The 13,724-nt window shown below is 60.7% G+C and carries 10 protein-coding genes; 7 read left to right on the top strand and 3 right to left on the bottom strand.

Annotated elements, in window-relative coordinates; genetic code table 11:
- Window positions 1–364: 364 nt before the first annotated feature.
- The 6 genes from KDK82_RS31410 to KDK82_RS31385 all read left to right on the top strand — a co-directional run bounded on the left by KDK82_RS31410 (window position 365) and on the right by KDK82_RS31385 (window position 9,610).
- Window positions 365–3,235 (top strand): hypothetical protein, encoded by a 2,871-nt coding sequence (locus tag KDK82_RS31410; RefSeq protein ID WP_143343603.1) that lies wholly within the window; start codon window positions 365–367, stop codon window positions 3,233–3,235.
- A 105-nt stretch (window positions 3,236–3,340) separates the two neighbouring features.
- The gene (locus KDK82_RS31405; RefSeq protein ID WP_218827111.1) at window positions 3,341–4,108 is read left to right on the top strand and encodes a hypothetical protein; all 768 of its coding nucleotides are present in this window, start codon (window positions 3,341–3,343) and stop codon (window positions 4,106–4,108) included.
- A 252-nt stretch (window positions 4,109–4,360) separates the two neighbouring features.
- The gene (locus tag KDK82_RS31400; protein ID WP_088167188.1) at window positions 4,361–5,119 is read left to right on the top strand and encodes a hypothetical protein; all 759 of its coding nucleotides are present in this window, start codon (window positions 4,361–4,363) and stop codon (window positions 5,117–5,119) included.
- A 143-nt stretch (window positions 5,120–5,262) separates the two neighbouring features.
- Window positions 5,263–6,519, top strand: coding sequence for a hypothetical protein (locus tag KDK82_RS31395; RefSeq protein WP_088167187.1), 1,257 nt, complete (start codon window positions 5,263–5,265; stop codon window positions 6,517–6,519).
- A 498-nt stretch (window positions 6,520–7,017) separates the two neighbouring features.
- On the top strand, window positions 7,018–9,081 hold the full coding sequence (locus KDK82_RS31390) for a hypothetical protein (protein WP_088167186.1): 2,064 nt from the start codon (window positions 7,018–7,020) through the stop codon (window positions 9,079–9,081).
- Window positions 9,065–9,610: a hypothetical protein gene (locus tag KDK82_RS31385; RefSeq protein ID WP_143343602.1), complete on the top strand. Its 546-nt coding sequence runs from the start codon at window positions 9,065–9,067 to the stop codon at window positions 9,608–9,610. Before KDK82_RS31390 ends, KDK82_RS31385 begins: the two co-directional genes overlap by 17 nt.
- Here KDK82_RS31385 and KDK82_RS31380 read toward each other — a convergent pair.
- Window positions 9,539–10,633 (bottom strand): hypothetical protein, encoded by a 1,095-nt coding sequence (locus KDK82_RS31380; protein WP_088167184.1) that lies wholly within the window; start codon window positions 10,631–10,633, stop codon window positions 9,539–9,541. The two genes, KDK82_RS31385 and KDK82_RS31380, sit on opposite strands and share 72 nt — an antisense overlap.
- Before the next feature lie 9 nt (window positions 10,634–10,642).
- A complete protein-coding gene (locus tag KDK82_RS31375; protein ID WP_143343601.1) occupies window positions 10,643–11,608 on the bottom strand; it encodes a hypothetical protein in 966 nt (321 codons plus the stop codon).
- Window positions 11,609–12,141: 533 nt separating this feature from the next.
- Between KDK82_RS31375 and KDK82_RS31370 the strand changes: the two genes are divergently transcribed.
- The gene (locus KDK82_RS31370) at window positions 12,142–13,020 is read left to right on the top strand and encodes a hypothetical protein (protein ID WP_088167182.1); all 879 of its coding nucleotides are present in this window, start codon (window positions 12,142–12,144) and stop codon (window positions 13,018–13,020) included.
- A 199-nt stretch (window positions 13,021–13,219) separates the two neighbouring features.
- Here KDK82_RS31370 and KDK82_RS32945 read toward each other — a convergent pair whose 3' ends face one another.
- Window positions 13,220–13,390, bottom strand: a complete 171-nt coding sequence (locus KDK82_RS32945) for a hypothetical protein (protein WP_179218029.1) — start codon at window positions 13,388–13,390, stop codon at window positions 13,220–13,222.
- Window positions 13,391–13,724 lie beyond the last annotated feature (334 nt).

Here is a 13,724-nt window from a genome sequence, read left to right as displayed (position 1 = left end):
TGTGAATGGGAATGCCAAGGGGCTACCCAGCATTGAGTTTTGGGAGTGGGGCGAGATCATCCCGGTGTGATGAATGCGGTGCGTTCGTACTGCTCGATGGTGGGGGCGACCCTGTGCTCCATCAAATATGATTTGCTGATTTGGCTGGATATAGCTTTCGCCCCGATTCGCGCTGCGGCTCGTAGCGCATGGGTTCTGTTTCGTTGAGTGCCGTTCTTATCGATAGCCCAGCGCCAGTACCTCATTGGGCCTTCCGATGACCAGCTTGCAGAAGCGCGCTTGCCAGCAGCTCCGGTAAAAGCGTTATTGCAAACTTCTGTAACCGTGATCAATATGACCTCCTCAACCACCAGGAGGAGTCAGCATGTCCATTCGGATCGCGGAAGATCGAGTCATATACGACGACGACAATACTCTTGAAATTTGCGCCACTGACATACGGGCGTCGGAAATCAATCCACGCATCGGCGGACGTAAGCGGGTTATCGTGCACGCGGACTCATTGCGATTGGATTCACCAATCATTGCTCCGGGCGCAACCGTCACGCTCATTGCGCGAAAGGCCTTTGGCGGGTCGCAGGCCACCGTCAACGTGTCGGGCATCGACGGCGTGGATGCGCCGCAGGTTCGACCTCCTACGCCGATTGATGCCGCAGCTCCGCCACAGGATGGCAAGGACGGAGGCAGCGGTGGGCATGCGGGCAGTATTGAAGTTCTCTTCAAGGATCTGGATGGGCCTTTGGCGCTCATCGCGGTAGGCGGGCGGGGGGGATTGGCGCAACCTGGAGCGAACGGAGCGAATGGGAAGAGGGGCTATCCGGACAATGCCGAGGGCAAGCCCGGTGGGCCTGGCGGTGATGCAGGGCCGCCTGGCCATGCTGGTCGTCCTGGCACAGCTGGAAACGGCGGGCTCATCCGGACCTTTGTGGACAGCGGATCCGAACAGCTGAGTTTTTCGTTCGCGGGCGGTGCGGCGACCCCTCCTGCTATGCACGGGAGCCCAGGCGCACCCGGTGAAGGTGGGGTGGGCGGCACGCGTTGGAAGTGCTTTCCCCAGGATCGGGGCCCAAAGATCACTGTTCCGCTGCAATTCGGAGGCAGGGACAGGTGCTTTCCTGACGGGAAGCATCCGGACGGTCCGCGCGGCAGACCCGCTTCCCCCATAGCCGACACGGCGCCAGAGGGGAGTGCTGGGCAAAGCGGCTCAGCCGTGTCGGGGGATGTCTTTCGCCACGGGCTTGCGATCCCACTACGAGGTGTCCAGCTGCTGGGCATTGACGCCGACCTTCAACATCTGCGCGGCAACGAGGAGGAGGCCGCAGCCATCGCGGCCTGGCTGTTTGCCATCTCCAACTCGGCTGGCGACGGCCAGATGCAGGAGATCCGGCTGCGGCTCTCTGCAACGCTGGCGCGGATTTCTGCCGGTATGCCGCCTGTAGGTATCCAGGGCGTCTATTGCTCGCTCCGCCCGATCGAGTTTCACATAAACAATCTGCGCGGCATGCTGGAAAGCCGTGCCCGTGCTCGGTTCTACGTCGCCGAGCTGCGCGATGAGCACGTTCAGGTGGAGACCGTGCGCCTTGCCGCACAAAGAGTGATCAGCAATGCAATGGAGGTGGCCACCCTCGGCAAGGCGCGCCTCGGTGAGGTTAATGCGAGGCTGCAAGACGTTTCAAAGCAATTGGATGCCATTGCAACCACTTACTGGGAGGTGTGGCAGCAGGTTCAGAAGGCGGATGGGGATTTCAAGGACGCTGTGGCCAGGAAGAATCCATGTGCGAGCTTCCTGAACACCGTTATCGCCGTTTCCATGGTGGTGGTCACGGTTGCGTCAGGCGGGGCGACTGCAGCCTCCATCGTGGCCGGTGGCGCCGAGGCCTTTCAGTGGCTGAGCAAGGACGCGCAGACGAAGAAGGACTATGGCGACATCATCGACTCGTCGAACAAGTTCAAGACGCGCCTGGAGGGCTATGCGAACGATGCCAAGGGTGTCGCGACGGCGGCTGAGAAGCTGAAGGAGTTCCTTGGTGGGGACGAGTTGGAACCTCCATCGGACCAGGTGCGCATCAGCATGTCCAGGGAGGACTTCAACCGGATGATCGAGCCCTACAAGGGTATGGCCGAGGCAGAACGGCTACGCGCGCTCATGGACAAGTTCTTCTCCATGACTGAGACGCGGAACAGCCTGCTCATCGAGAACACGCAACTGATCGTGGAGCTGGCCACCACCCGGGCAGCGATTGCGACTGCCCAGCGCCAGCGTGATGATTTCGAGAGGTCTGATGGGAGCGCGCTTCTCACGCAGATCGGCGACGTGTACGAGGCCGCCCTGTGGGCAGACCTGGAGTTCGGCAAGCGCCATCTCGTGGCACTTGCCGAGGCAAATTCCGCGTTCGAGTACGAGTGGATTGCTCCCCGATTCGTGGACCTTTCAAGCACACGGGGCGAACACATCGAGAAAGAGTACGACCGAATGCTTGGCGATCGCCGGCTGATTCCCGTCGATAGCAGGCTCGCGTCTGTATGCGAGTTCCGTATCAGTGCGGCCAGCCACAAGGAGGTGTTCGATCAGCTGAAAGGGGATAAGGCCTATGTCTCCCTGATGCCAGGTCATGTCGCTGGCGCTCAGCGTAGCCGATGGGACGAGCGTTCGACCTCTCTCGGAATTCAGCTCGTCTTTGAAAGCAGCTACCTGAGCGATAAGGTGGTCGAGACGCCTGCAATGCTGACCAGCATGGGCGTCTCCTGGTTCAAATCGGAGGCTGGGCACATGTTCTCCTTGAAGGTCCCCAAGCGCAGCGCCGTGAGCACCGCGCGCACAGCTCTGAACATGGATCTCGTCCAAGAGGAGCGCAACTTCATGGATGCCCGGACCGACATCGTGGAAGTCTCACCTTTTGGCGTGTGGGCGCTTCAGTTGCCCGGGATCTCGGAGCACCTCCCGCACCTGCAGGAAATCCGATTCGTCTTTGTCGGCACGGCGAGGCACTCTCCTGACATGCGCGTTGCCATTCGTCGGTATGGGGAACTGCTGCTTGAGGGCCAGATCAATGAGGCGCAGGCGGCAAAGGGCAAAGGCGGGGCGGTCGCCACAGCATCCCTCCCATTGCTGCCGTTTGACGTGGATGTGGAGGACGCTTTCTACACGAGTCCCGCAGGCCTGGGGATACGAGAGGCAGTGAAGATGCGACTCGTGGAGGATGCCGTTTTCAGTGCGCAGTATCCGGCCGCTTGAGGCGGCGGTGAATTTCCCTGAGAAGCACTCTCCCAGGGTGCTTTTCGGGGCAATTTAAATGGAGCATGGTCATATCCTCTGGTTCACTCTGCTGTTGGGGACCATATGGATGTTCATCAAAGCCCGCTGCCCGGGAGGCGGCGCGTGTTTCCTTCGGTGCCTGAGCCTGCTTCGCGCGTCTCCGCTGCGATGTACGCTGAGGTTCGCGCATGGCTTCTCGCCAATGATCCAGACGCACCTCGCTTGCTGGACTGGTCTGCTGCAACACTGACAGCGCCAGCGACTCCCGAAAAGCTGGCCAGCGAAGTCATCTGGGTCATCCTGTGCGCTGGCCGCTCTGCTCAGGCGGCGCGCACCATAGAGCGCAAGGTGTGGGATGCGATCAACGACGGGCGCCCGGTAGTGGAGGCCTTTGGCTACCGGGCCAAAGCAGCTGCCATCGAGCGCGCATGGCGTGAGCGGCAGCAGGATTTCGAGGAGATGAAGAGGGCCGTCGCGGTGGGAAGCGCAGAGGCCTTGGTGGACTGGTGCGGGTCTATCCCCTTCATCGGCGATGACACGCAGTTCCAACTGGCGAAGAACCTTGGCGCTGATTTGCTGAAACCTGATCGTTGGGTATGTCGCCTGGCCGGCATCCCGGACAACCCCAGGCGCGCGGTGAAGTATCGCTTTCCCGTTTGTATGGCGCTGTGCCGTCCCTTGGCCGAAGCCGCTGGAGATCGCATCGCGATTGTCGATTCTGTGCTTTGGCTAGCGACAAGCAAGGGCGTTCTCAACGTTGATGCCAACGCAGGGCCTGTGTGGTTCGACCCTGAGAAGCGGCGCAAGGGGCGTTCAATCTTTGACGCCGCGCCGAGTGTACGGCTCGGCTGACATGGCCTTCCCACTGCAATCAGCTCCGCGCGACTGCTCTCTGGTTCGAAGAACATCTTGCCGCTGATGTGGGGCCGAGGCTGGGGTGTTCTGGTGGTTCAAAACGCCGACGCAGATGGGGTTTCGTAGCGAGCACACAACGCGACTTTCCCATGGTGAAACTCAGTTTCTGAGGGTGCAACAGCCTCTTGCGTTTGCCATTTCCAACCCACAGACTGGCGCCCAGGATAGCTTCTACACGATGGAAAGACGATGGCGAACTTGGAAGACGCACTGGTGGACAGATGCTTGAAGCGCGCTCGCGACTACGGCGGCGTGCCATTCACGAAACAGCGACTGGCTTCAAGGTGCTTTTCGGATATCTCCATGCATGGCCCAGAAGCCAATACTTCGGTGCGGCTGAAGGGGACCCGTGGCTTGGGTCTTAAGAAGCAACGGCGGCTCTTCCCATCCGGTCCGCTTGGTGTGGTCCGATACGCGGAGTCCGGAGTGCTGGAAGTCGAGTTCCCGTCAGTCGAGCTTTTGACCGCTTTGGGTGGCCGGCACACTGCGCGAAGAGCCCTTGCTGCTTTCTTCACCGGACCATCGAAGGCCTTTCCAGACAAGATGCCCGTCGCCGTGGCGCTGCAGTTTGCTCAGCAGCATCTCCGCGTCGATCTTGATCCTGAGGTGGTCGAGCTCGCTCACCAGAACACAACCGACGAGCCTTTTGGCAATGGCAGTCACCTGATCCAGCAGCTGCTGGAAATCGAGGATGTCGCGGTAGCGCGCCGATGGAGAACACTGGACATGGACAAGTGGCGTGCGGCCGGGTTGACGTGGCCCCTGATTCGTCCGCCGCGCCTGCGCCCTGCACCCCCGAAGGCCCCAGGAGTGGTCTACCGGGTGTCCGAGCGGCATGCCAGGTTGCTGCGTCATTTCGACCAAGCAGACGACGCGGGCAAGCTGTTCATCGAGCAGTCCGCGGTCCTCGCAGCGGCGCCGCGCCCGCAGCCAGCGCCCCACCAATAACGCCTCAGCCCCGCTTCGGTTCGGCTTCGCACGCGCTCGCCGCGACTTTCTGTGAGAAGCTCCTGAAAGCTGTGCTTTTCCCCGGAGATTTTTCAGGGCGTCACCTTACTCTTGGACTGGTCCATTTAACCAGTGAGAAGCCCATGAACGACGCTCAATGCCTTGCACTCCGTGATCTGATCATCGCCAGCACGTTCCCTGCGAATGAGCATGGATACGCGGCTCCCCGCTTTCGCTACGTTGCTGTCGTGCGCGACGGAGATTGCCCCCGGAGTGTGCCCGGGGACGCCACCGTGCTGTACCACTACTTGCCTGCAGCGTGGGAGCGTGCTGGCGCTGGGAGTGATGCAGACGCCTTCATTAGAGGGCTGTTGAACCAGTCCCCGTTTCACGCCAAGTCCATCCGCCTTGAGCACCGCCCCAACTCATGGGATGCGCTGTGGTCGATAGCGGCGGTGAGCCCCAGCGACAACATGCCCACGTTGGTCTTGATCGAGAAGCCTGACCGCTCTGTGGAAGGTGTGGTGATGCGCGAAGTCGGCACGTTCGGCTCTCACGCCACTTTGGCCGACACCTACCCTGAACCAGGGCAAGCGCAAGCCGCGCTGCAGCAGCTGGTGGAGCTGGAGCCTTACGCGCCGTTCCTGCGCTGGTACAAGGAATCGAACATCGCTGCCGCGTCACTGGATGAGGCCTGCACACGGGCGCCGCAGTCCCCTCAAGGTCAGAAGTTCGTGATCGTCTACCGCCGCGACGAGTGGCTGTGGGGTATCTGGAACAACCCCGGCCTGCAGCACTACGCCGGCAATGGGTCACTGGTGCTTTCGAGCGTGGCCGATTTCCACGGCTCGCGGGTTTCGATGGCCAAGCGTGCCACACGTCCCGGACTGGACGATGCCAAGGGACGGCAGACCATCGTGGGCGACGGCGCCGCCCTGGAGCGGGCTCTAGCCCTTGCGAAGATGGCGCGCTCGGATGAGCCGAAGTTCGGTGAGTACGAATCGCACCCCGGCGTCAAGGCGTTGTGCGCCTGGTGGAATGCTGCGGCACCGGACAACATGCGAACTGCGGGGTGCTTTCGCCTCTACGCTTGGGACGACGCAAAGCAGATCTTCCTGGCCGGTGATCCGGAAGAGCCCGCGATGCAGGCGGATGTGCTGGCCGACGGCGGCGCCTATGCGATTTTCGAGAGGGAAGGGCGCCCAACCATTGCGGCACAGTTCTATCGGGGCCGCGAGTTCAACCAAGAGCAAAGCGGGGGTTCCATCGTGTTCAGCGCCAGCGGCATCGAAGCCTATGACGTTGGCCTCAATGCGGCCGATATGGACGAAGCGTACTACTCCGCACGGGGCCTCTGCGCGCCCCACGTACAAGCGTTCGCCGGGAACGGGGCGCAGTGACCGGGAGCTGAAGCACAGGCGTCCGCTTCCTTGTGGAGAGGAAGCTTGACCAAGGATCTGTGAGGTACTTCCTGGGCGACAGCGGCTCGCGCCTTTAGACCCCACGCTCCAGCTGGCGCTGGCCCGTCGCCTCGGGGTGGGCCTGTCCGGCATGCACCAGGACACGATGTATTTGGCCAACGAGATCCACAGGTCTCACAAACCTGAAGACGCGGAGGGCTGTGCGGAGAGGGCTTTGTCGAGTCCGATGCCTACCAGCCGCAGGTAGAGGGCGCGCGTTCGATGGTGTGAGGTGCCGCGTCCAGCCTTCGATTCTGAGCTATTGCTATGGCATCATTGGCGTTCGGAATGGTCTCTTCCGTACCGCTGGCATAGGTAAAGGCATCGCCAGAGACCCGCACCCCTAGTCGTTGAACGCATTTCCGTTTTTCATGGTGGCGCACTCCCCGGCAAGCCAGCCCCCGAATTGATTTCCGTCGCCACCGGAAAGAAGGAACCATGCGCATCCCAGTCACCCGGGCGGACCTCGATTCAGGCCGCTTCACGAAGATTTCCCGCACGCTGATCAAGTGCTGGCCACATGGCAAGCTGAGCCTCATGCAGGCGCAGGGAATGCTGGCCCAAATGCTGGGCTACCGCTCTCTGCATGACCTCCAGGAGGCCGTCAAGCGCGGGCAGGGCGTCGCGGCGCCTGAAGTGCTGCCTTCCCGGGCGCAGATCATTGCTGGCGCTGCGTGGAAGCTTTCGAGGTGCGCCTCAATTCCTCTCTCTGCCGCGAGACTTGTGGCGGAAGGCCTCCGACTATCGACCTTGGATGCGGATGCCGCGACGCAGGATGCGAACGTTGAGCGCACCTTTGAGCGGATGAGGAAAGAATCAGAGGCTCAGGGGAAGATGCTGATGCTCGATGAGACCCCTGCATACCTGAACCCGCCCTGGGAGCCTATGACGCCCTTGCTTCTCGATTGGGGCGTGCCGCCCTACGAGTTTGCGGTTCTCCGCGATGGCAGTGCGTTTTCCTGGCATGTGCTGAAGACGCTGGTCAACAGCTTGCCGGAGGGATACACCGAGGAATTGGCCCAAGAGGGAGCCTACCAGCAGGCCACCACCAAAGATGCCATAACACGCCAGTTCGTGATGAACGAATTGATCCCGCAGGCTTTCGCACCCATGGCCGATGCAATCAAGCGAGACAAGAGGATGCCGAATGGTTTTGCCATCCGCTGGCTCTTCAATGAGGAGCGCCGCTGCCTTGGCCGCGTGATCGAGAACTGGATGTTGGGTGGCGTCGTGCCCGTGGTGTTCGATGCGGAGAGCGATGCCATCTTTAACGCTCTGGCCGAGATCATGTGCGGTCGGGCAATCTCAGTGTCCAGCGCTCCTTCGCTCGCTGAGCACGGTGTTTCAGGATATCCGGTGCGGATCATGGCCTTCCTATCGCCGCAACTGGGCGGTGGGTTTGACCTGCGCGAGGACCTGAGCAGCTACCCGTATTCCAGAAACGGCGAGCCACTCGATTTCGAACTGAGCCCACTGAGCATCCCCCTGTCATTCCGGGGTGAGGATGCGGTGCTGGATGCGGGATCGGATGGTACTTTCATTGAACAGGGGCAGACCTACGTCAGGCACAAGCAATCAAAGTTCTTGATCGCGCGGGACATCCCCGACTGGATGCGTGCTGACCCTCGGCTCATGCATCTGCACCTGGACTTGGATGGCCACCAGCCACTGGGTAAAGGGGCGATTCCCGAGCCGCTTGCAGCCTTACACGATGCGGTAAAGGACGCCCTGCAGGCCAGTTTTCGAGCTGCGCGTTCAGTCGCAACAGCGCGCCGAGCGGATGAGCTTGTTGCCGTCGCCCGTTCCCACGCTCAACCCGGTGCACTCGATGGGTATCTGGAAGCGTATGTAGGGGATCAGGTCGGAGAAGACCAGGTGTGGCTGCAGCGGCTTGGTGGAGAGATCAAGGCGCTTTGCCCTTCGTTGCACGCGTACTCGAACCTGACCCTGGGGGGCCTGTCGAAATTGCTTGAAGACTCCGACAGCCCCAAGCCTCCAGACAATGTGCAGGACCTGTTCCCAGCGCTGGTGGTGATGTCCGCCTTCTGCGCAGCTGAAGTCGATATCGAGGAGGCCTGCAGGGTAGCGTCCGCCGAGAGATTTTTGCTGGTTTGCGAAATGCTGATCGAGCGGCGGACCTCTAGCAATACAGCCTTTGCAGATGCCTTGGCGCTGGCGAAACTCGACTCGGCACTGGCGCGACATGATGAGGCCGTGCGCAGCATTCAGCGCTGGCGCGAGGAGGCTTCGCGGCAGGACAAGATCCGAGCCGAGGGGGCCTATCTTTATGCGAAGGACCCACTATCTCGCGAAAAGCCCAAGACCATGTTGGAGATGGTGGGCCGCGTACGCAGCTACGGCCATAAGCCTGTTTTGGCGACGCAATCGTGGCATGACTTTCAAGGGGAAGCGGCGGGCAAGGGGCGCCTCATCCCGCTTTCTCATGCCATCGCAGGGGCCGCCACTGACGTGGGGGCAGACGCAGATGATTCAGCTGCCTGAAAGGCTGGCGCTGGCGCTGCATGACGTTGTCGCGGCCCTCCAGCAGGGCCTTGCCGACGCGCAGCTGCGAGCTCATCTGCCGATGGTGTCCAGGCGCTTTATGGCGCATGGCGTGCACATTTACTACCGGTGCCTCAGTGGGCGGTCGGCAGGCGCGCGTTATGCCGCGTCGGCCGTTCCCGCAGAGCACCTGCACCGCGCGCGCCGCGTCGTTGTGATTGCCGACATTTCTCTGGACGGACACTGGCAGGGCTTGGGCTTCTTCAAGGCCCTGATCGCGGAGCTTTGTGAGTCCCGGCAGGACATCGACCTTGTCGAGGTCGAAAACGTCTCCAACGCGCGCCTGGCGGGGCACTTGGCACGTTCTGGCTGGTACTCGCGCGACGGGCTGGCTACAGGCGGCTCCTGGATCTCGATCACTGGGCTGGCGAGCCATTCCTCAGCGATCTCGGCGCCGCTAAGAGAAGAGGGGCGCCATGCGGTGCGCCAGGGAGACATCCTGGCCTCCGACGTGCATAGTCGCGGCTGAGTCGTTGGCGGGCGGACACGCAGCACTTGGAGTGCGCTCTCGGAGATCGCTGACCTCTCGCCTCAGCTGCTCTAGCTGCGCCTTGAGCTGAGTCCCTTCGGCCGCAGCCTCCCGCAAGCCTGCAGCCAGCCCGTCTCTGTAGGCAGCAAATTGCGCAGCCGCCTTCATGCCTTCGGAGGCCTGGATGAAAGCGTCCATTTCGTCTACGAGATTGCTTCCGAGGCAACGAACGACTGCGCGTGATTCACGATCCAAGACCGGGACGCCTTGCCTGCTGTCCGCAGCCTCGTCATCAGCATGGGGCTGGCGCTGTAGGAGTACCTCGGCGGCATAGGAGATGTCATCGAGCTCGCTCAGAATTGTCCGAGCCGCCATGCCCCGAATGAAGATTGGCATCAGCTCGCGGCGCCAGACGGCGTTGTTCATTGCATGCCAGCCGTTCGCAGTGACCAGGTAGACCTCCTCAGGCACGCTGGGGTCGGTTGAGCCAGCAATCGCAATGTGGATGGCACTGGAAAGGAGCGGTAGTCCAAAAAAGTACGCCCCCTCGCGAGGTGCAGGGTCCATCTCCTGAGCGGTGCTCGAAAAGACCTCAGCCAGATCCCAGTCCGATGCGACGGCCGTCTCGATGGGAAAGAAGCAGGCGTCATACCACTGGTCCTCCTGGTCGATCATGTACAAGCGCCCCAGCAAGGCCATCTCCCGCTCCATCAATTCAATGTGGCCACGTGTCATCGACACCATGCGAGAAGTGGTATCCCGGAGCAGATCCCAGGCGCGGGACTTGAAGCGCGTTTCGTTCAGGCTCGCAGTGATCGACTTGGCTTGACAAACCTTGAGCACAGACGCCTCAACCTCCGCCGGACCAACCTCGCCCATCGCAGCAAGCCTTACCGTCACCATCAGGTCATCCATGCTGTTCAGGCGGCGATTTCTCTCATGCTGGCGCTGGCGGTTGCGCTTCTCTTCCTCGCGCTTGCGCAGAGCACGCTTCTGGTCGCTTGTGAGCTTCTTTCCGGCCATGGTGACTCCTCAGGAGCTGGATGTGTCGAGATGGGCCGGCATGGAGCCGACTACGACCTTCTGCTCATCTTCGTCGAACGTGAAATAGATCCGTAGGCAGAAGCGGGGGTCTCGCGCGCTCCCCTTGGTGATGTGCTGGTCGAGGAATCGTCGGCGACCCCTCCATCGAATGAAGTATTGGTCTCCGCGCTCCCCTGCTCTTGTCGGATCGACCGAGCCACCATAGTCCAGCCCCATCGCATCGGCCTTCTCCTTGAACGCGAAGCGGTCGGCCGCGCCAGTCTTGACCTGGGTGTATTCGGTCGCCAGCAACTCCAGGCAATCGTAGAGAAATGCGGCGTTTTCGTAGGGGCTGCGCTTCGTGGCGCTGATGGCGCGCGGCAGTATGGTGATCCGGTCCATGTTTGCCGCAGCCCAAGCGTCGATGTCAGCAAGCGTCAATTCGGGTTCCATTGGCGGTGCTTCAGGCACGGAGACTGCGGTGCTGGGCTGGCTTTGGTGATGGATCCGGCGCTGGCGCTGGGGAAGCTTGGACAGGGTCTTGGAAAGATGTGTCCAGTACTCCACTTCGCTTTCCAGGTGGGCAATGGCACTGCGGTTGTCCAGGACTGCAGTGACTCCGCTCTGGGAGCATCCAGCTGCGAGCAGGTCCGTGAACGTGGGGATTCGCGCACCATCCAGAGGCGCTCCGAGCACAGGGTTGAAGACCTTCTTCCACAGGGAAGGAAGCAGCGACCGACCCGCAGCCGCCTCCCAGTTCAAACGGCAGCCTGCGACGCACTTGTCCTCAGCCACAGGCACATGGAACACCTCCCAATGACTTGCGTCCATTGTGTCGAGTGCTTGGACGGCGAAGTACTTGCCCGATGGATCAATCCACCACTGGATGTGCAGCCGATCGCCCCGTATCGAGCCCGTTGAATCCGCCGCTGGTGCGATGACACAGCTGTCGATCCCCGCAAGATAGTCCCACATACTCGCGGCGAGCTCGTGCTTGCCCGGGTGGGAGGCTACCTCTCTCACTGTATCGATGCCGGTACTTTCCACGTGGCTCCCTGTGTCATTCAGGACGTGATGCTACCCGGTCAAAGTATGGCCGGTCATTATGGTCACCGCATCGGTCGGAAGCACGAGCGCGTCACCATCGCGCGGCGCACATTCGAGCTGGTCGGATTCTATGCAAGTGCCTGGGTAAGCGCAGATTCGGGCGACTGGTGCATCGTCACAAGCACTGAGCCGCCAGCAGCAAAATGCCGCTTCAGGATGAGCCGCAGTTTCTTTTGACCGAACGGAATGGGTTCGCCTTTGTCAACGATCCAGACATCGCCTGCGTCGACCTTTGTCACGACTGGGGAGCTGTCAGCGTCAAGAGGGACAGCGCCAGCTGTTTTTAGCACCCAAGAACGGACTCATGGATATGAGATAGCCATCTGACCTCTCGCAGTCGGATTCACTCAGTCCAAGCAGCAGCGAGCAAAATGTCCATTTGCTCTGTACTAGGGAATGACATGACAACGCTGCAGCACTCAATGCTCGAACAGATTCGCAAGCATGCACGGGAGGTACATGAGGCCCTTCCTGAAGCATCATGGGCAGACCATGTTTACGCCTTTGCCTTGAGGGTGCTGAGCACGACTTTCGGCAGCGACTGGTTGGAGCACCACGTGCTAGCTAGTGACGACAAGTCGCCCTTCTTCCGCAATCTCGATGCCAAGGCTGGGGATGAGTCGTTACATCGGGCGCGTGTCGTTGATCTCGCTGAGACCATCCTCAACCTCCAGGAAGTTCCGGGTTTGAAAAATGTCCTGCAGGAGATGAGCGTTGGTCACATTGAAGATCGATTTGCAGAGCTGGAGGTGGGCAAGATACTCGCTTTGGCGGGCGTGAAGTTCAATTACGTGACACCTGGTGGCCCGCGCGGCAGCAGCTACGATCTGAAGATCGCGACGCCATCCGGGGAGGTGTGCGCGGACGTTAAGTGCAGAGTTGAGAGCAACCTCGCCCCAAGTAAGAGCTCGATTCTTAACACTCTCAAGGCGGCTCGCACCCAGTTGCCAGAAGATGAGATGGGGGCGTTTTTCCTCAAGTTTCCGCAGTCCTGGGCACCAGACGGCGACATCAATCATCTGATTCCGATGCTGGAGCAAGCTGCGGGCGAGTTCTTGCGCGGAACGGGACGCGTAGTCGCGATCGTGATGTACTTCAACCTTGTCCGACCCGTAGCGAATAGTATTCACGTCTATAACGTGTATAGACAGGTGCTGAGTTCGCATCATAAGTTCGGAAATCGTGAGGTCTTCGTCCTTCCCCCCGACCACCAGCCTTTCATAGCACCGCGCCCAAACTGGATTCGGTTGGCCGAAGTCTGCAAGTTAGAGCCTGTGTGAGACCACAGTTTCTTTGCAGCACAGCGTTGTCCCGCGTCCTCCATCGGCAACGCACAGATTGAAGTATGCATCCCAGACCGGAGCACTGGCCCGTCTGCTATCGGCCGGTTGCAGTCGTCCAGGTCTGCGGGATGCGATAAGCACGTCGAACCCAAGTTCGACCTCGGTCAGGAGGTGCGCCATCGGACCAGCAGCATTGTCAGCGGAGCATCAGAGTAATAGCGCAGAACGCCACGAATGCGGCGAGGTACTGCGCAAGCAGATAGCACAGCATCGCGAGCACAGGCCGCATCGCAAACCAGGCGCAGTGAAGTAAAGCCCGCACAACAAACACTGCGGCGCGTACCAGGTGGGCCAGAAAAGCTTTCATACGTATCTCCATATGCACGGGAACAGTCCCGTAAATATGTGTAGCGTTCTGGCACGTGCCGTTTCGGATCGTCTCCCGCTTTCGTAGTGGAAAAGTGGCCGTGCGTATTGGCAGTTTTCGAGCTCAGAAATTTTTCGACCGATGGATCCACCTCCGAGCATCCAGGCCTTCACAGCCTCAATCGTGCGCAAGGCTACCAAGCCGGGGGACGCGTCGTAGCTGACATGGGTGGTGTCACCTCACCTGAAGGCTGAAGAGTCTGTGGTTGGCGTGGCGGCAGCTGGTCGGCCGCACAACCTACCCCTTTTCAGGCGGACGAGGCCTTGCCCAGTTG

The sequence above is a fragment of the Delftia sp. K82 genome (assembly GCF_002193035.1).
GTDB classification, from domain to species: Bacteria; Pseudomonadota; Gammaproteobacteria; order Burkholderiales; family Burkholderiaceae_C; genus Comamonas; species Comamonas acidovorans.
The sequence above is the reverse complement of the archived record's forward strand: the minus strand, read 5'-3'. Positions and strand labels throughout refer to the sequence as shown.